The sequence below is a fragment of the Streptomyces sp. NPDC034103 genome, assembly GCF_055575395.1.
In genome coordinates this window covers 132384-149894 of the sequence record NZ_JBVISS010000006.1, presented here as the reverse complement: position 1 = coordinate 149894, position 17511 = coordinate 132384, and the positions used below count along the sequence as shown (strand labels likewise).

Below are 17511 nucleotides of genomic sequence, written 5' to 3'. Positions count from 1 at the left end.
TGAGGTGATCACATCGGAGCCTGGGGCTCCCATCTGCCCGAGGAGACCCGCACCGCATGACCAGGCGTCACGGTTATGCCCTGCTGTCCGCGATCGTCGCCCTGATCGTGATGCTTTCCGCCGCCCTGTACGTCGGTGTCGCAGCCGACGACGGCAGCACGGACAAGCGCGAGACACTCGCCCAGGGCCCCGGCCCGCGCAACCCCGCCGCCCCGGCCTCCACCGGCACCTGGGTCGGCGCATGGTCCACCTCCCCGGCGGCCGCCGAGCCCGGCACGGAGACCGAGGGCATGGCGGGCCGCTCGGTACGCAACGTCGTCCACACCGCCATCGGCGGTACGAGTGCCCGCATCACGCTCTCCAACCTCTACGGTCAGTCCCCGCTGACCATCACGCACGCGTCGATCGCCGTCGCCGCGAGCGAGGACACGGCCGCCGCGGCCGGCGACAGCATGCGGCGCCTCACCTTCGGCGGCAGCACCACGGTCGTCGTCCCGGCCGGCGGACAGGTCATGAGCGACGCGGTGCGGATCGCCATCGCCCACGGCAGCGACGTCCTGGTCACCACCTACTCCCCCACGCCGTCCGGGCCGGTCACCTACCACCCGCACGCCCAGCAGATCTCCTACGTCGCCGCCGGCGACCTCACCGAGGACGTCACGGGGACGGCGTACACCGAACAGACCCCGTACTGGCGCTACCTCACCGCGCTGGACGTGCTCAGCAACGAGGCCGAGGGGACCGTCGTCGCGCTCGGCGACTCCCTCACCGACGGCATCACCTCCACCCAGGGCGCCAACCGGCGCTGGACCGACGTCCTCGCGCAGCGGCTGCGCACCGCGATCGAGTCCGGCCGCGACCTGCCCCGCTACAGCGTGGTCAACGAGGGCATCAGCGGCAACCAGGTCCTCGCCAACGGGCTGGGCCGCCCCGCCGACAACCAGAGCGGCATCGGACGCTTCCCGCGCGACGTGCTGGGCCGCACCAACGTCAAGGTGGTCGTCGTCGACCTCGGCGTCAACGACATCCTCCGCAACCCCGAGCTCGCCGTCCCCGACAGGATCCTCGACGGCCTGCGCACCCTGGTCCGCCAGGCGCACGCCCGCGGCATCAAGGTCGTCGGCGCCACCCTGATGCCCTTCCAGGGCCACCGCGGGTACACCGGGCCGCGGGAGGACGTACGGCAGCGGATCAACGCCGAGATCCGCGACGGCAAGGTGTACGACGCGGTCGTCGACTTCGACGAGGCGCTGCGGGACCCGTACAACCCGCGCAGGCTGCGCTCCGACTACGACTCCGGGGACCATCTGCACCCCAGCGACAGGGGCTACGCGCGGATGGCGGAGGTGTTCGACCTGGAGGACCTGAAGGGGTCGGCACCGGCGGAGCTCTAGACCGACGGGGGCTGGAGCCGGCGGCGGCTAGTACTCCTCGCGCCGGTCCCGGTGATCGTGGCGGTCCCGGTGGCCGTCCAGCAGGCGGCGGTGCGCGTCCCACACGTCGTCACGGGCGGACTCGTGCAGCTCGCGCCGGGACTCCTCGCCGACCGGCCTCCTCTGCTTGCGCTCCGCCCGCAGGCGCTGCCGCTCCGCCCGGGTCAGCTTCCGCTCCACGCCGACGCCGCCCCAGAAGGCGAACCCGGTGACGATCACCCGCGGGGCGCCCGGATCGCCCGGCACGCCGTCCTCACGGTGGTCGAAGCCGCCCATGATGCCGATGCCCCGCACGACGACCTCGACGCCGGGCGGCACGACCACCTGCACCCCGCCCATGATCGCCACGCAGTTGATCTCGACCTCGCGGTCCGCGAAGTTCGCCTCACGCAGATCGATCTCGCCGCCACCCCAGAACGCGAAGCAGGTGAACCGCCTCGGCACCGTCCACCGGCCCTTGCGCTGGAACCCGGACATCACGGCCGCGGCCCACGTCGACGAACCCTCGCCGCCCGTGATCCGCGAGACCCAACTCCCGTCCGCAACCGGCCCTTTGACCAGGTTCACCGACGCCGCGCCCGGAGCGGTCGGCAGGTCACGGGTGATCGGGGTCAGCTCGCCGTACGTCTTCGCCCGGTACGTCGCGTCCAGGCGCTCCTCGAACTCCTCCATGTCGAGACGGCCCTCCGCGAGGGCGTCCCGCAGGATCTCGGCGACCCGCTCACGATCAGTGTCGGAGGCCCGAAGGTCCGGGAGTTCGTCGGTCATGGAAGCAGCCTACGAGCTACCGGCGCGAGCGGCTACGAGACCGCTTTCTCGGATTGCTCGGCATACATCTTCGCGATCACCGCCTCGATGTCCGGCTCCCGCACCGACAGGTCCACCATCGGGTACTCCGCCGCGATCCGCGCCACCAGCGGCGCCGCCGACTGCCCCGCCGGGAACGCCAGCCACTGCCGCGGCCCCTCCACCCGCACCACCCGCGCCGGCGGCGCCTCGATCGGCGGCAGCTCCCGCTCCAGGTCCACCACCAGCGTCCGCTCGCTCTCCCCCGCCTCGTGCAACCCGGCGAGCGGGCCGTCGTACATCAGGCGGCCGTGGTCGATGACCATCACCCGGGAGCACAGCTGCTCGATGTCCTGAAGGTCGTGCGTGGTCAGCAGGACCGTCGTACCGCGCTCGGTGTTCAACTCCCGCAGGAAACCACGGACCTTGGCCTTGGAGATGACGTCCAGGCCGATCGTCGGCTCGTCCAGGTACAGCACCTCGGGGTCGTGCAGCAGCGCCGCCGCGATGTCGCCGCGCATCCGCTGGCCGAGGGAGAGCTGGCGCACGGGGACGTCCAACAGGTCGGCCAGTTCGAGGAGTTCGACACAACGGTCGAGGTTGTCGCGGTAACGGGCGTCGGGAATGCGGTACATGCGGTGCATCAGCCGGTACGAGTCGATCAGCGGCAGGTCCCACCACAGGGTCGTGCGCTGGCCGAAGACCACGCCGATCCGGCGCGCCAGACGCGAGCGCTCACGGGAGGGGTCGATGCCCGCCACCCGCAGTCGGCCGCCGCTCGGCGTGAGGATGCCGGTCAGCATCTTGATCGTGGTCGACTTGCCCGCACCGTTCGGACCGATGTAGCCGACCATCTCACCGCGCGCCACCCGGAAGGAGATCGAGTCGACCGCCCGCACCTCGCGCCGCTCCCGCTTCAGGAAGCCGGTTTTCTTGCGGACCTCGAAGACCTTCTCCACGCCGTCCAGTTCGATGAAGGCCTCGTCGCGTCCCTCGTCCATGACCCCTCAGCTCCCCGTGCTCTGATACGTCCGCAGGCCCGCCCGCCAGCTCAGCCCCGCCAGCGCGCAGCACCCCACCGCCACCAGCGGCGACAGGAACGCCACCCAGCGCGGCAGCCCGAGCGGCAGCGGCAGCCCCAGCACATAGGTGGCCGGCAGCCAGTTCACGAAGGCCAGCGGCAGCACGAACGTCACCCCGCGCACCAGTTCCGTCGCGAACACGGTCGGCGGGTACTGGAGCATCGTCGTCCCGCCGTACGTGAACGCGTTCTGCACCTCGGAGGCGTCCTTCGCCACGAACTGGAAGGCCGCGCCCGCGATGAACACCGCGCCGAAGATCCCGGCACCGCTCACGACCATCACCGGCATCAGCAGCAGCTTCAGCGGCGTCCAGTCGATGTCGACCGTGGCCAGCGCGTACCCCAGCACCATCACCCCCTGGGTGATCCGGCCGAGCCGGCGCAGCCCGAACTGGTCCCCCGCCATCTGCGCGAGCACCGGCGCCGGACGCACCAGCAGCGTGTCCAGCGTGCCGTCCCGCACCCGCCGGCCCAGCTTCTCCATCGAGCCGAGCAGCAGATCGGCCAGCCCGAACGCGGTGCTTGCCAGGCCGTACAGGAACGCGACCTGGGACAGGTCGTAGCCGCCGAGGGCGTCGACCCGGGAGAACATCAGCATGATCGCGACGAAGTCCAGCGCGGTCGCCGTGAAGTTCCCCAGCGTGGTCATGACGAAGGAGGCACGGTAGGCCATCGTGGAGCGGATCCACATCGCGGAGACCAGGCGGTAGGCGCGCAGCCCCTCCACGACCCGGCTCGTCTCAGCCACCCTGCACCACCACCCTGCGCGTCGCGGCCCCCTGCACCATCCGGCCGGCGGCCAGCAGCACCACCGCCCACATCGCCTGGAAGGCGTACGTTCCGAGCGGATCCGCGTGCCCCATCAGCACGTCCGCGGGCGCCTGCAACAGCGACGACCAGGGCAGCGCCCGTACGACCTCGCCCAGCGTGCCCGGGAAGACGTTCAGCGGCAGGATCATGCCCGAGCAGAACCACCCGGCGAACATCACCATCTGCGCCACCCCGGTGCCGTCCAGCAGCCAGAACGCGCTCAGCGCCACCAGATACCGGATGCCGAAGCTGACCAGCATCGCCAGCAGCACCGCGACCAGGAACGCCGCCCACGCGGACACCCGCGTCGGCAGCGCCAGGTCGAAGACCAGCGCCCCGAACACGAAGGGGATCACCCCGCGCCCCAGCAGCTCGAAACCGGCGCGGCCCAGGTCGGCGGCGAGCCACCACAGCTGGAGATCGGCCGGACGGTACAGGTCGATCGCGATGTCACCGGTGCGGATGCGCTCCATGAGCTCGCCCTCCACACCCCCGCCCCCGTTGGCGAGCGTCTTGAACAGCGACTGGCCGAGCCATACGTAGGTGAGGGCCTGCGCCAGGTCGTAACCGCCCAGACGCGGCTTCTCGTCCCACAGCGCGGTGTAGGTGTAGACGAGGATCAGCCCGAACACGGTGTTGGTGAAGACCCCGGCCGCGGTGGCCGCCCGATAGGTCGCGTACCGTCTGAATCCCCCCGCCGCGACGGCCACGTACAACCGCCCCGAACCCATCAGTCCCAGCCCTCCTCGGCCCGCCCGGACACCGAAGCGCAGGAGCCTATCCGCCGGTGGTGAGGCACGCCACCCGATTTCCGGGCAGACGCGTGCCGCTTCGCGGGAACGGAACGCCTGGTGCGAGAGTCTTCATCAGGGGACGCAGAAGGCGTACGAGGGCGTACGACGACGACGTACGACGTAAAGCGTAAAGACGTAAAACAGGAGTCCGTGCACGACATGAGCGACGAGCCGCAGCCGCAGCAGCCGAACCAGGGCTGGGCACCCCATGAGACCCAGGCGGCTGAAGAGCCCGGCGGGAAGAAGCCCAAGCGGCCCAAGCGCACCGGCTGGCGGCGGATCATCCCCACCTGGCGCATGGTGCTCGGCACCTTCGTCATCGGGATACTGCTGCTGTTCGGCCTGTTCTTCCTCGGCTACTCCCTGGTGAAGATCCCGCCCGCCAACGCCCTGGCCATCAAGCAGTCCAACGTCTACCTGTACGCGGACGGCTCCCAGCTCGCCCGCGACGGCGAGGTCAACCGGGAGAGCGTCGGCCTGGCCCAGGTCTCCAAGGACGCCCAGCACGCCGTACTGGCCGCCGAGGACCGCGACTTCTACTCCGAGTCCGCGATCGACCCCAAGGCGATGGTGCGCGCCGGCTGGAACACCGCCACCGGCAAGGGCACCCAGTCCGGTTCGACGATCACCCAGCAGTACGTGAAGAACTACTACCTGGCCCAGGAGCAGACCGTCACCCGCAAGGTGAAGGAGTTCTTCATCTCCATCAAGCTGGACCGGGAGAAGTCCAAGGGCGAGATCCTCGAGGGCTACCTCAACACCAGCTACTTCGGCCGCAACTCCTACGGCATCCAGGCCGCCGCCCAGGCCTACTACGGCAAGGACGCCACCGACCTCTCCGCGGCCCAGGGCGCCTATCTCGCCGCCCTGCTGAACGCGCCCAGCGAGTACGACGTCGTCGCCCACCCGCAGAACAAGCCGGCCGCCGTCGCCCGCTGGAACTACGTCCTGGACGGCATGGTCAAGGAGGGCTGGCTCAGCGCGTCGAAGCGGGCCGGCCTGGAGTTCCCGATGCCGAAGGAGGCCACCGTCTCCACCGGCATGTCCGGACAGCGCGGCTACCTCGTCAACGCCGTCAAGGACTACCTGGCCGACAACAAGATCCTCACCGCGGACGAGCTCGACGCCGGCGGCTACCGCATCACCACCACCATCCAGAAGAGCAAGCAGGACGCCTTCGTCGACGCCGTCAACGACAAGCTGATGGACAAGCTCGACAAGAAGAACCGCAAGGTCGACACCTACGTCCGCGCGGGCGGCGCCGCCGTCGACCCCAGGACCGGGCAGGTCGTCGCCATGTACGGCGGCATCGACTACGTGAAGCAGTACACCAACAACGCCACCCGCCGGGACTTCCAGGTCGGCTCCACCTTCAAGCCCTTCGTGTTCACCGCGGCCGTCGAGAACGAGTCCACCACCCAGGACGGCCGCGCCATCACCCCGAACACGATCTACGACGGCACCAACAAGCGTCCCGTCCAGGGCTGGACCGGCGGCAGCTACGCCCCCGCCAACGAGGACGACGTCTCCTACGGCGACATCACCGTGCGCACCGCCACGGACAAGTCGGTGAACTCGGTGTACGCGCAGATGGCCGTCGACGTCGGCTCCGACAAGGTCGAGCAGACCGCGATCGACCTCGGCATCCCCGCCGGCACCCCGGACCTGACCGCGTCGCCGTCCATCGCGCTCGGCGTGAACACCGCCAGCGTGCTGGACATGGCGGAGGCGTACGCCACGCTCGCCAACCACGGCAAGCACGGCACGTACACGCTGATCAAGAGCCTCACCAAGGACGGCAAGGACGTCGTCGAGCTGCCGAAGCACAAGACCTCCCAGGTCGTCAGCCGTGCGGCCGCCGACACCACGACGTCGATCCTCCAGAGCGTCGTCGACAACGGCACCGCCACCGCCGCCCTGGCCGCGGGCCGCCCGGCCGCCGGCAAGACCGGCACCGCCGAGGAGGACCAGGCCGCCTGGTTCGCCGGCTACACCCCCGACCTCGCCACCGTCGTCTCGGTGATGGGCCAGGACCCGGTCACCGCCAAGCACAAGTCGCTCTACGGCGTGATGGGCCTGCCCCGCATCAACGGCGGCGGGGCGCCCACCGAGATCTGGGCCCAGTTCACCAGGACCGCCCTGAAGGGCAAGCAGGCCGCCGACTTCGACCTCGAGCTCCAGGAGGGCGCCGACGTCGTCGAGACGCCGCCGCAGCAGCCGAGCGCGGAGCCGCCCGCGGAGACCGAGGACGAGGGCGACGGCGGCACGACCGACGGGGGCCAGGACACCGGGGGCGAGACCGACGGCGGCACGACCGGCGACACCACGGGCGGCGGGACGACCGGCGGCGACACCACCACGACCGGCGGCACCACCGGCGACACCACCACGGGCGGCGGGACGACCGGCGGCGACACCACGACGACCGGGGGCACGACCGGCGGCACCACCACGGGCGGCGGCACCGGGAACACCACCACCGGCCAGACCACCGGCGGCACGACGGCGGGCGGCGACCCACCGACCGACGACTGAGGGCCGCGGGTCGCCTCAGTGACCGCGTCTCGTTGGTCGCCTCAGTGACCGCTGGTCGCCTTCAGCCCCACGACGGCGACCAGCAGCAGGCACACGAAGAAGATCCGGGCGGCGGTCGCCGGCTCCCCCAGCGCGACCATGCCGACCACCGCCGCACCGGCCGCCCCGATCCCGACCCAGACGCCGTAGGCGGTACCGATGGGAAGGGAACGGGCGGCACAGGACAGCAGCAGCATGCTGGCGACGATCCCGGCGCCGGTGAACAGACTCGGCACGAGCCGGGTGAAGCCGTCGGTGTACTTCATCCCGACCGACCAGCCGACCTCGAGCAGACCGGCGACGACAAGCAGAACCCAGGCCATGACGGGCACCTCCGGAGGTTTCTCTGAACGGGGGTGCGTCGTCTTTGCGTGGCCCTTTCCCAGGCCTCCCGGTACGGCGCGTCTCGTCGGGATGACGTCTCAAACGTAGCAACAGAGCGACCGAAGGGGCCGGTGACGATGGTCACCAGCCCCTTCGGCCTTGGAACTACAGGTACAGGCCGGTCGAATCCTCGGACCCCTCGAACCGGTCCGCGGCCACCGCGTGCAGGTCGCGCTCACGCATGAGCACATACGCGACGCCCCGCACCTCGACCTCCGCACGGTCCTCGGGGTCGTACAGAACCCGGTCCCCCGGTTCGACCGTCCGGACGTTCTGCCCGACCGCGACGACCTCGGCCCAGGCCAGCCGTTTGCCGACGGCCGCGGTGGCGGGAATCAGGATGCCGCCCCCGGAACGCCGCTCCCCCTCACCGGTGTCCTGCCGCACGAGTACACGGTCGTGCAGCATCCGGATGGGCAGCTTGTCGTCCTGGGTGCTGTTTCTGTTGGCGCTCACGGCTGAGAACCTACCTGCCTGAGGGGAATCCGTCCGAGCCCGGGTCAGCCCTTGCGACGGCGGGTGCCCAGGACCAGCAGCCCCACCAGGCCCACGGCGACGAGCGCCACGGGCACGATGCGCTCCAGACGCGGGGCGCCCTCGCCGTCGACGAACTGGGCCCTGGTGTTGCTGACGGCCCGGTTCACGCCGACGTAGGCCCGTCCGAGCGTGTGGTCGATGTTCGACACGACCTTGGCCTTGGCGTCGCCGACGATCGTCTTCGGGTGCACACGCACCCCGATCTCGTCGAGTGTCTCGGCCAGCTTCACGCGGCGGAGCTTGATGTCCGCCTCGATCTGCGCCGGGGTTCTGGTGTCCGACGTGTCCGCCACCGTACGGCCTCCGAGGTGTCTGCTGATGCTTGTTCTGGACAGTCTGTCAGTTCGCCGGGCGACCGCACTGTCAGCACCCCCGGTTAGGCTGGTCCGATGAGCGAGCGACTCCAGCCCGGGGACGTGGCCCCCGCCTTCACCCTCCCCGACGCCGACGGCAATGACGTGTCCCTCTCGGACCACAAGGGCCGCAAGGTCATCGTCTACTTCTACCCCGCGGCGCTGACCCCAGGCTGCACCAAGCAGGCGTGCGACTTCACGGACAACCTGGAGGTCCTGGCCGGCGCGGGCTACGACGTCATCGGCATCTCCCCCGACAAGCCCGAGAAGCTGGCCAAGTTCCGCGACAAGGAATCCCTGAGGATCACGCTGCTGGCCGACGAGGACAAGACGGTCCTCGACGCCTACGGCGCCTTCGGCGAGAAGAAGAACTACGGCAAGACCTACCTGGGCGTCATCCGCTCCACGATCGTCGTGGACGAGGAGGGCAAGGTCGAACGGGCCCTCTACAACGTCCGGGCGACGGGCCACGTAGCGAAGATCATCAAGGACCTGGGCATCTGACACCCAGGGCACCTGCCCCCACCCCACCCCACCCCACCCCACCAAGCCTCCCGAGCGGCGAGCCGTCCAGCTCCGGGAGGCTTCGCATGTGCGGCGCGCCCTGACTCCTTCCCGGTCGAGCGTGACTGTCCGATTAGCGGTTCGTTACTCCGTACGGGCTGCGAACAGGCGGCCGGGAACGGAGGGGACCGGTATGGGGGCCAGCGCGTATCCGAGGGAGCGGCTTGAGGAGGCAGCTCGTGGGGCTCGGACGTTGACGGAGGCGTGCCAGAGGTTGGGGGTGGATCCGAAGAGCTCGACGCGGCGGTACGTGCTTGAGCGGATGAAGAGACTTGGGGTGGATGTCTCGCACTTCGAGCGGGAGGGGGTGAGATGGACGCGGGAACTCCTTCAGGAGGCGGTCTCGGCGTCGACGAACATGTGCGAGGTGCTGCGGCATCTCGGGCTTGAGGTGGTCGGCGGTCATCACACGCACATCAGCCGCCGGATCAAGGCGTACGGCATCGACGTCTCGCACTTCCAGGTACCGACGCAGCGGGGCAAGGTCTGGCGCCCCCGCACGCCCGAGGCTCTGCTTGTCGCGCAGCCGGTCGGTCAGGCGCGGCGCATCCCAAGTGATCGGCTCAGGTGGGCGCTGACGACCACGGGCATGGCGGAGCGCTGTGCCATGTGCGGCATGAACGCGGTCTGGCGGGGCCACCCGCTCCCCCTGGAGGTCGACCACATCGACGGCAACTGGCGCGACAACCGCATCGAGAACTTGCGGTTTCTGTGCCCGAACTGCCACTCGACGACGGACAGTTACCGGGGGCGCGGGAAAGGCAGGGCTTCATGAGCAGCGGCGTGCAGTACACCCGGGAACGTCTGGTCGAGGCCGCCGCGCGGTGTGCCGACATCGACGAGGTCATCGCGTTCTTCGGCACCCGGCCGTACGGCCAACTTCGTCGCCACCTGTTCCGGCGCTTCGAGCACTTCGGGATCGACGTCTCGCACATGCCCCGTCAAAGGCGGGCGATGATGGCTGCGCCCACGAGACCGACCGCTGACGAGTTGTGCCAAGCGGTCGAGGGAGCAACCTCCATCGCGGATACGCTCCGCGCCCTGGGAATGGAGCCCTACAACAGCAGGCTGCGCGCCCAGCTGCGCTGTTGGGTGGCCGAGGACGGTCTCGACACCTCCCACTTCCTGGGACAGGCGCACCAACGCGGCGGACCGGGGACCACGCCCGTCAGGCGCGCCGGGGACATCCTGGTCCAACACGACGGCACGCGCCGGACCAGGACCCATCTGCTCCGTCGAGCGCTCTTGGAAGTGGGCGTGCCCGAGGAGTGCGCCGAGTGCGGCACCGCCCCCGAGTGGCTCGGCAGGCCCATGACCCTGGAGGTCGATCACATCAACGGGGACTGGAGCGACGACCGGCGGGAGAACCTGCGGTTGCTGTGCCCCAACTGTCACGCGATCACCAGTACCTGGTGCAGGGGAGGCAACAGGCCGCGACCGGGTACCAGTAAGCTGTACGTGGGGCCGTAGCCCAATTTGGCAGGAGGCACCACTTTTAGGTAGTGGACAGTGCGAGTTCGAGTCTCGTCGGCCCCACCTTCAGGGCGCGGTTCCCCACGGGGCGCCGCGCCCTTCGCCGTTCGTCAGCCCAACAGCTCCCGCACCACCGGCACCAGCGCCCGGAACGCCTGGCCTCGGTGGCTGATCGCGTTCTTCTCCTCGGCCGTGAGCTCGGCACAGGTGCGCGACTCGCCCTCCGGTTGGAGGATCGGGTCGTAGCCGAAGCCGTTGGTGCCGACGGGGGCGTGGCGCAGCGCACCCCTCAGCCGGCCTTCGACCACCCTCTCCGTGCCGTCCGGCAGGGCCAGGGCCGCGGCGCAGGCGAAGTGGGCGCCTCGGTGTTCGTCGGCGATGTCGGAGAGCTGGGCGAGCAGGAGTTGCAGGTTCGCCTTGTCGTCCCCGTGCCTGCCTGCCCAGCGGGCGGAGAAGATGCCCGGGGCGCCGTTCAGTACGTCTACGCACAGGCCCGAGTCGTCGGCGATCGCCGGCAGGCCGGTTGCCTGGGCCAGGGCGTGGGCCTTCAGGAGGGCGTTCTCGGCGAAGGTCACGCCTGTTTCTTTGACGTCCGGCACGTCCGGGTAGGCGTCCGCGCCGACGAGGTCGTGGGGCAGGCCCGCGTCGGCGAGGATGGCGTGGAGTTCGGTGATTTTTCCGGCGTTGCGTGTGGCGAGGATCAGGCGGGTCATGGGGTCCAGTATCCCGGCCTCGTCGGGCGCTCGCCTACGACGTGCAGACCTTCGTCAGTTCGCCCGCCGCGTCCGTGATGGGGGTGAGGTCGGGTGTCTCGTCGCCGTTCTTCACCGCCGTACGGACGTTGCCGACCGCGGTGTTGAGGTCGTCGACGGCCGCGTTCACATCGGCGTTGTCGGTCTTGTCGCCGAGGTCGTCGAGGTTGTTGTCGATGGTGGTGAGGGACTCCTCGATCTGCGTCGGGTCGTTGGACGCGTTCTCGACGGCCTGCTGGAGGTCGGTCACGCTGTCGGCGACGGCCTCGGCGGTCTGGACGCAGTCCAGGGCCTTGTTGACCGCGTCGCAGCCGGTCGTGAGTCCTACCGTCAGTCCGACGGCCGCCACCACTGCGGCGATGGCGGTACCTCGACGGCGTCGGCTCTCGGCCATGGTGATGGCCCTCCCTTGCTCAGCCCCAAGGGCCCCCGTGTGTGTACTGGCCGGGCGCACGGTGGTGTGCCGTGCGCCCGTACCCGTAGTGACGCGAGGGCGGGCCGGCGGGTTGCCCGTTCGACCGGTTTTTTCTTGGTGCGCCCTTTACTTTTCGAGGACGGTATCAAGGGCGTTGCGCTGGAGGACAGCGAGTTCCGTGCAGCCCGAAACGGCCAGGTCCAGAAGGGAGTTCAGTTCGTCGCGGGCGAAGGGCTCGGCCTCCGCGGTGCCTTGGACCTCGACGAAGCGGCCGTCGCCGGTGCAGACGACGTTCATGTCGGTCTCGGCGCGGACGTCCTCCTCGTAGCAGAGGTCCAGCAGCGGTACGCCGCCGACGATGCCGACCGAGACCGCGGAGACCGTTCCGGTCAGCGGCTGGCGGCCCGCCTTGATGAGCTTCTTGCCCTGGGCCCAGGTGACGGCGTCGGCGAGTGCCACGTACGCGCCGGTGATGGCGGCGGTGCGGGTGCCGCCGTCGGCCTGGAGGACGTCGCAGTCGAGGACGATGGTGTTCTCGCCAAGTGCCTTGTAGTCGATGACCGCGCGCAGGGAGCGGCCGATGAGGCGGCTGATCTCGTGGGTGCGGCCGCCGATCTTGCCGCGGACGGACTCGCGGTCGCCGCGGGTGTTGGTGGCGCGGGGGAGCATGGAGTACTCGGCGGTCACCCAGCCCTCGCCGCTGCCCTTGCGCCAGCGGGGGACGCCTTCGGTGACGGAGGCGGTGCAGAAGACCTTCGTGTCGCCGAAGGAGACGAGGACGGAGCCCTCGGCGTGCTTGCTCCAGCCGCGTTCGATGGTGACGGGGCGGAGCTGTTCGGGGGTGCGGCCGTCGATTCGAGACATGGCGCTGAGCCTAGCGGCACATGCGGAAGGGGCTCCTCCCGCGGTGGGTGGAGCCCCTTGCGCAGGTGGCCTCAGGGGCTCACATCATGTCTTCGATCTCCGCTGCGATGGGGTCGGCGTCGGTGCCGATGACGACCTGGATCGCGGTGCCCATCTTGACGACGCCGTGGGCGCCGGCGGCCTTCAGGGCGGCCTCGTCGACGAGCGACGCGTCGTTGACCTCGGTGCGCAGGCGGGTGATGCAGCCCTCGACCTCTTCGATGTTGTCGATGCCGCCGAGCCCGGCGACGATCTTCTCTGCCTTGGTGGCCATGTCGGTCTCCTCATGCACAGTTGGCCCAACTTCGCGAGCGATTGCGCCGAACGTACCGAAAGATGACGTCACAGCAACCCAATCGTCCGTAACTGGTCTACACCACCTGACAGGCGGTCGCCAACTCATGAGTTCTGAGACCGAGGCCGAGATCTCGCCCGCACGCCGGCGCTGGCAGTCGGTGTTCCAGGGGTTGCAGAAGATGGGCCGCAGCCTTCAGCTCCCCATCGCCGTTCTGCCGGCCGCGGGCATCCTCAACCGGCTGGGGCAGCCGGACGTGTTCGGGGACGACGGGTTGGGCTGGACGAACGTCGCCAAGGTGATGGCGGGTGCGGGTGGCGCGCTGCTGGACGGCCAGCTCGGGCTGCCGCTGCTGTTCTGCATCGGCGTGGCGATCGGCATGGCGAAGAAGTCGGACGGTTCGACGGCGCTGGCGGCGGTGGTCGGGTTCCTTGTCTACTACACGGTGCTGCGTCAGTTCCCGGAGGACTGTCCCGACGGGGCGAAGGCGGTGACCGGTATCGGCTGCCAGGCGTCGGCGGACGGGACGGTGGCGGCGTTCACGTTCCAGAACCCGGGTGTCTTCGGCGGCATCGTGATGGGTCTGCTGGCGGCGTTCTTCTGGGCGCGTTATCACCGTACGAAGCTGGTGGACTGGCTCGGCTTCTTCAACGGGCGCCGGCTGGTGCCGATCATCATGGCGTTCGTGGCGATCGTGTTCGCGGCGCTGTGTCTGTGGGTCTGGCCGCCGATCGGCGACGGGCTGGAGAACTTCAGTGACTGGCTGACCGACGCGGGCGCGTGGGGTGCGGGCATCTTCGGTATCGCGAACCGGGCGCTGCTGGTGATCGGGTTGCACCAGTTCCTGAACGTGCCCATCTGGTTCCAGTTCGGCTCGTACACCAAGCCGGACGGTACCGAGGTGCACGGTGACATCAGCATGTTCCTGGCGGGCGACCCGAACGCGGGGCAGTTCACGTCCGGGTTCTTCCCGATCATGATGTTCGCCCTGCCGGCGGCGGCGCTGGCGATCACGCACTGCGCGAGGCCGGGCCGCCGCAAGGAGGTCGGCGGTCTCATGCTCTCCGTCGCCCTGACGTCGTTCGTCACCGGCATCACCGAGCCGATCGAGTACTCGTTCCTCTTCATCGCGCCGCTGCTGTACGCGGTGCACGCGCTGCTGACGGGTGTGTCGATGGCGGTGACGTGGGGGCTCGGGGTGCACGACGGGTTCAGCTTCTCGGCCGGGTTGATCGACTACGTCATCAACTGGAACCTGGCGACGAAACCGTGGGCGATCATCCCGATCGGGCTGTGTTTCGCGGCCCTCTATTACGTGATCTTCCGGTTCGCGATCACAAAGTTCGACCTCAAGACGCCGGGGCGTGAGCCCGAGGACGAGGTCGAGGACGTGACGAAGGTCTGAGGCCGAAGACCCCTTTCAACGCGGTTACAGAACCCACGGTTCCCGTCACGGAATCGTGGGTTCCTTACGTCGCCTTCATCGTGCTACAACAGGTCTACACCACTGAGTGGTGTAGACCACCACCCGATGGAGGACGTATGAGTACCGCCACCGACACGGCGGCCCCCGCAAAGAAGCGGGGATCCGGTCTTTTCCAGGGCCTGCAGAAGGTCGGCCGCAGCCTGCAGCTTCCGATCGCCGTGTTGCCGGCGGCGGGCCTGATGGTGCGGCTCGGCCAGCCCGACGTGTTCGGGGCCGACGGCCTCGGCTGGGACAAGGTCGCCCTGGTCTTCGACAAGGCGGGCGGCGCCATCACCGGCAGCCTGCCCCTGCTCTTCTGCATCGGCGTCGCCATCGGCTTCGCCAAGAAGTCCGACGGCTCGACCGCCCTCGCCGCCCTGGTCGGCTTCCTGGTCTACAGCAAGGTCCTGGAAGCCTTCCCGGTCACCGAGGCCAAGGTTCAGGCGGGCGCGGACATAGCCGCGACCTACAACAACCCCGGTGTCCTCGGCGGCATCATCATGGGTCTGCTCTCCGCAGTCCTGTGGCAGCGGTACCACCGCAAGAAGCTCGTGGACTGGCTCGGCTTCTTCAACGGCCGCCGCCTCGTCCCGATCATCATGGCCTTCGTCGGCGTCTTCGTCGGTGTCTTCTTCGGGCTGGTCTGGGAGCCGATCGGCGAGGGCATCGGCAACTTCGGCGAGTGGATGACCGGTCTCGGCTCGTTCGGTGCCGCCCTCTTCGGTCTGATCAACCGTGCCCTGATCCCCATCGGCATGCACCAGTTCGTGAACACGGTGGCCTGGTTCCAGCTCGGCGACTTCACGAACGCGGCGGGCGAGGTCGTCCACGGCGACTACAGCCGCTTCCTGGCCGGTGACCCGACCGCCGGAATGTTCATGTCGGGCTTCTTCCCGATCATGATGTTCGGTCTGCCCGCCGCCGCGATCGCCATCGCTCACACCGCTCGTCCCGAGCGCCGCAAGGCCGTGATGGGCATGATGATCTCGCTCGCGCTGACCTCGTTCGTGACCGGTGTGACCGAGCCGATCGAGTTCTCGTTCATGTTCATCGCCCCGATCCTCTACGGCATCCACGCGCTGCTCACCGCCATCTCCATGGCGGTCACCTGGGGGCTGGGAGTCCACGCCGGCTTCAACTTCTCCGCCGGTTTCATCGACTACGCGCTGAACTGGAACCTCGCCACGAAGCCGTGGCTGATCATTCCGATCGGCCTGGTCTTCGGAGCGATCTACTACTTCGTCTTCCGCTTCGCCATCACCAGGTGGAACCTCCCCACCCCGGGCCGCGAGCCCGAGGAGGAGGTCGAGGACCTCACGAAGGCGTGAGTCCCGACCGCCGTACGGCATGACGAAGGCCCCGGAACCGGGATGGTTCCGGGGCCTTCGCGCACGTACGGGGAGTCAGATGTCGTACGACACCCTGGGCGTCGCCAGTTCCACCGGCCCGTCGTAGACCGCGCGGGCGTCGGTGAGGTTGACCTGCGGGTCGGTCCACGGGGGGATGTGGGTGAGGACCAGGCGGCGGGCGCCTGCCCGGGCCGCGGTCTCTCCCGCCTCGCGGCCGTTGAGGTGCAGGTCGGGGATGTCCTCCTTGCCGTGCGTGAACGCGGCCTCGCACAGGAACAGGTCGGTGTCCCGGGCGAGTTCGTCCAGCGCGGGGGTGGCACCCGTGTCGCCGGAGTACGTCAGCGACCTGCCGCCGTGCTCGACGCGGATGCCGTACGCCTCGACCGGGTGCGCCACGCGCTCGGTGTGCACGGTGAAGGGGCCGACCTCGAAGGTGGACGGCTTGACCGTGTGGAAGTCGAAGACCTCGCTCATGGAGGAGGCGGAGGGGGTGTCGGCGTAGGCCGTGGTCAGGCGGTGTTCGGTGCCCTCGGGGCCGTAGACCGGGAGGGGGTCGCAGCGGCCGCCCTCGTGGCGGTAGTAGCGTGCGACGAAGTACGCGCACATGTCGATGCAGTGGTCGGCGTGCAGATGGCTGAGGAAGATCGCGTCGAGGTCGTAGAGACCGCAGTGGCGCTGCAACTCGCCCAGGGCACCGTTGCCCATGTCGAGAAGCAGCCGGAAGCCGTCGGCCTCTACGAGGTAGCTCGAGCAGGCCGATTCCGCGGACGGGAACGACCCCGAGCAGCCGACGACGGTGAGCTTCATAAAGCAGAAACCTCCGCTGGCGGTGGTCCGGGAAAACCAGGAATCCAGAAGGTCGGGAAGGGGGGACTCGGGGGTCGTGCGGTCCGTCGAGCGTAAGGCGCAAAACCCCCTGTCGCTCCTCCGCCAAGGGCTGTTGTGGGCGAACTCACCTGTGCTGTCACCGGTTCGGCTGGACCGGGGGCGCATGAGGCTGAAGAGAAGGCGCGCGGTGGACATCGCGCGCCGGTAACGTCGTCCTCATGGACACGTCCTGGTGGTTGGCGCTCGCGGCGGTGGTGTTGCTCGCGCTCGTCGCCACGCTCGTGGACGGGTGGGGGCGCGGGAGCCGGCCGGGCGGGCGCAGGACGCGGCCGCCCGGGCGTCCGGAGCGGCGCGGAACCGTGGCGCGGCCGCGGGCCGCGGAGATCTGGTGGGCGAACGTGCCCTTCGAGGACGGGCCGGGGGCCAAGGACCGGCCCTGTCTGGTGCTCGCGGTGCGCGGGAAGCGCGCGGTCGTCGCGAAGATCACCAGCAAGTACCACGACGAGCGGGCCGGGGTGATCCCGCTGCCCCCGGGTTCGGTGGGCGACGCCCACGGCCGCGCGAGCTTCCTGGAGACGGACGAGCTGCGCGAGGTCCCGGTGTGGGACTTCCGGCGCAGGGTGGGGGTGGTGGACCCGGTCCTGTGGGACCAGGTCCGACACCTGGCGAGCTAGGTTTCGACCACGGCCGGGCTCTGGCTCTGGAGCGTGGTCCG

At 69.3% G+C, this 17511-nt stretch carries 20 protein-coding genes, 1 tRNA gene and 1 riboswitch; of the genes, 9 read left to right on the top strand and 12 right to left on the bottom strand.

The features are described from left to right. Positions 1-56 precede the first annotated feature (56 nt). Positions 57-1394, top strand: a complete 1338-nt coding sequence (locus tag ACZ56U_RS14785; protein ID WP_469084393.1) for an SGNH/GDSL hydrolase family protein — start codon at positions 57-59, stop codon at positions 1392-1394. Positions 1395-1421: 27 nt separating this feature from the next. Here the strand turns inward: ACZ56U_RS14785 and ACZ56U_RS14780 are convergent, their stop codons facing one another. From ACZ56U_RS14780 to ACZ56U_RS14765, 4 genes are read right to left on the bottom strand one after another with little or no spacing between them, the layout of a single operon-like run. Further along, the gene (locus ACZ56U_RS14780; RefSeq protein ID WP_469084392.1) at positions 1422-2201 is read right to left on the bottom strand and encodes a DUF1707 SHOCT-like domain-containing protein; all 780 of its coding nucleotides are present in this window, start codon (positions 2199-2201) and stop codon (positions 1422-1424) included. Positions 2202-2233: 32 nt separating this feature from the next. After that, positions 2234-3220 (bottom strand): ABC transporter ATP-binding protein, encoded by a 987-nt coding sequence (locus ACZ56U_RS14775; protein ID WP_469084391.1) that lies wholly within the window; start codon positions 3218-3220, stop codon positions 2234-2236. A gap of 6 nt (positions 3221-3226) precedes the next feature. Then, positions 3227-3991 carry an ABC transporter permease gene (locus ACZ56U_RS14770; protein ID WP_469084668.1) on the bottom strand — a complete coding sequence of 255 codons (765 nt, stop codon included), beginning with the start codon at positions 3989-3991 and terminating at the stop codon, positions 3227-3229. A gap of 49 nt (positions 3992-4040) precedes the next feature. Next, entirely contained in the window at positions 4041-4841 is an 801-nt protein-coding gene (locus ACZ56U_RS14765) for an ABC transporter permease (RefSeq protein ID WP_469084390.1), read from the bottom strand. A 222-nt stretch (positions 4842-5063) separates the two neighbouring features. Here ACZ56U_RS14765 and ACZ56U_RS14760 point away from each other — a divergent pair, with 222 nt between their 5' ends. Next, positions 5064-7439 (top strand): transglycosylase domain-containing protein, encoded by a 2376-nt coding sequence (locus ACZ56U_RS14760; protein WP_469084389.1) that lies wholly within the window; start codon positions 5064-5066, stop codon positions 7437-7439. Positions 7440-7480: 41 nt separating this feature from the next. Here ACZ56U_RS14760 and ACZ56U_RS14755 read toward each other — a convergent pair whose 3' ends face one another. The 3 genes from ACZ56U_RS14755 to ACZ56U_RS14745 all read right to left on the bottom strand — a co-directional run bounded on the left by ACZ56U_RS14755 (position 7481) and on the right by ACZ56U_RS14745 (position 8692). Continuing rightward, positions 7481-7801 carry a DMT family transporter gene (locus tag ACZ56U_RS14755; RefSeq protein ID WP_469084388.1) on the bottom strand — a complete coding sequence of 107 codons (321 nt, stop codon included), beginning with the start codon at positions 7799-7801 and terminating at the stop codon, positions 7481-7483. Positions 7802-7833: 32 nt separating this feature from the next. Then, a riboswitch (guanidine-III (ykkC-III) riboswitch) is annotated at positions 7834-7914 on the bottom strand. A 53-nt stretch (positions 7915-7967) separates the two neighbouring features. Further along, positions 7968-8318 (bottom strand): GroES family chaperonin, encoded by a 351-nt coding sequence (locus ACZ56U_RS14750; protein WP_391236085.1) that lies wholly within the window; start codon positions 8316-8318, stop codon positions 7968-7970. 44 nt (positions 8319-8362) lie between these two features. Then, on the bottom strand, positions 8363-8692 hold the full coding sequence (locus tag ACZ56U_RS14745; protein WP_469084387.1) for a DUF3618 domain-containing protein: 330 nt from the start codon (positions 8690-8692) through the stop codon (positions 8363-8365). 96 nt (positions 8693-8788) lie between these two features. Here ACZ56U_RS14745 and bcp point away from each other — a divergent pair, with 96 nt between their 5' ends. From bcp to ACZ56U_RS14725, 4 genes are all read left to right on the top strand, one after another. Further along, positions 8789-9256 carry a thioredoxin-dependent thiol peroxidase gene (gene bcp, locus ACZ56U_RS14740; protein ID WP_391236091.1) on the top strand — a complete coding sequence of 156 codons (468 nt, stop codon included), beginning with the start codon at positions 8789-8791 and terminating at the stop codon, positions 9254-9256. Between the two features lie 193 nt (positions 9257-9449). Beyond that, positions 9450-10091 (top strand): HNH endonuclease signature motif containing protein, encoded by a 642-nt coding sequence (locus tag ACZ56U_RS14735; protein ID WP_469084386.1) that lies wholly within the window; start codon positions 9450-9452, stop codon positions 10089-10091. Continuing rightward, positions 10088-10786 carry an HNH endonuclease gene (locus ACZ56U_RS14730; RefSeq protein WP_469084385.1) on the top strand — a complete coding sequence of 233 codons (699 nt, stop codon included), beginning with the start codon at positions 10088-10090 and terminating at the stop codon, positions 10784-10786. The genes ACZ56U_RS14735 and ACZ56U_RS14730 overlap by 4 nt, the downstream gene beginning before the upstream one ends. Then, a tRNA-Leu gene (locus tag ACZ56U_RS14725) sits at positions 10777-10852 on the top strand. The genes ACZ56U_RS14730 and ACZ56U_RS14725 overlap by 10 nt, the downstream gene beginning before the upstream one ends. Before the next feature lie 47 nt (positions 10853-10899). Here the strand turns inward: ACZ56U_RS14725 and rdgB are convergent. The 4 genes from rdgB to ACZ56U_RS14705 form a co-directional block, all read right to left on the bottom strand. Then, positions 10900-11502, bottom strand: a complete 603-nt coding sequence (gene rdgB, locus ACZ56U_RS14720) for an RdgB/HAM1 family non-canonical purine NTP pyrophosphatase (RefSeq protein ID WP_469084384.1) — start codon at positions 11500-11502, stop codon at positions 10900-10902. A 34-nt stretch (positions 11503-11536) separates the two neighbouring features. Beyond that, positions 11537-11935, bottom strand: coding sequence for a hypothetical protein (locus tag ACZ56U_RS14715; RefSeq protein ID WP_391236097.1), 399 nt, complete (start codon positions 11933-11935; stop codon positions 11537-11539). Between the two features lie 147 nt (positions 11936-12082). Next, positions 12083-12820, bottom strand: a complete 738-nt coding sequence (gene rph, locus ACZ56U_RS14710; RefSeq protein ID WP_469084383.1) for a ribonuclease PH — start codon at positions 12818-12820, stop codon at positions 12083-12085. A gap of 79 nt (positions 12821-12899) precedes the next feature. Then, complete coding sequence (locus ACZ56U_RS14705) at positions 12900-13133, bottom strand: PTS sugar transporter subunit IIB (protein WP_391236103.1); 234 nt, start codon at positions 13131-13133, stop codon at positions 12900-12902. 127 nt (positions 13134-13260) lie between these two features. Here ACZ56U_RS14705 and ACZ56U_RS14700 point away from each other — a divergent pair, with 127 nt between their 5' ends. Next, entirely contained in the window at positions 13261-14559 is a 1299-nt protein-coding gene (locus ACZ56U_RS14700; protein ID WP_469084382.1) for a PTS transporter subunit EIIC, read from the top strand. A 137-nt stretch (positions 14560-14696) separates the two neighbouring features. After that, positions 14697-15947 carry a PTS transporter subunit EIIC gene (locus ACZ56U_RS14695; protein ID WP_469084381.1) on the top strand — a complete coding sequence of 417 codons (1251 nt, stop codon included), beginning with the start codon at positions 14697-14699 and terminating at the stop codon, positions 15945-15947. 75 nt (positions 15948-16022) lie between these two features. Here the strand turns inward: ACZ56U_RS14695 and ACZ56U_RS14690 are convergent, their stop codons facing one another. Then, on the bottom strand, positions 16023-16775 hold the full coding sequence (locus tag ACZ56U_RS14690; RefSeq protein ID WP_469084380.1) for an MBL fold metallo-hydrolase: 753 nt from the start codon (positions 16773-16775) through the stop codon (positions 16023-16025). Between the two features lie 239 nt (positions 16776-17014). Between ACZ56U_RS14690 and ACZ56U_RS14685 the strand changes: the two genes are divergently transcribed. Then, positions 17015-17470, top strand: coding sequence for a type II toxin-antitoxin system PemK/MazF family toxin (locus ACZ56U_RS14685; protein WP_469084379.1), 456 nt, complete (start codon positions 17015-17017; stop codon positions 17468-17470). The last annotated feature ends 41 nt before the right edge of the window (positions 17471-17511 follow it).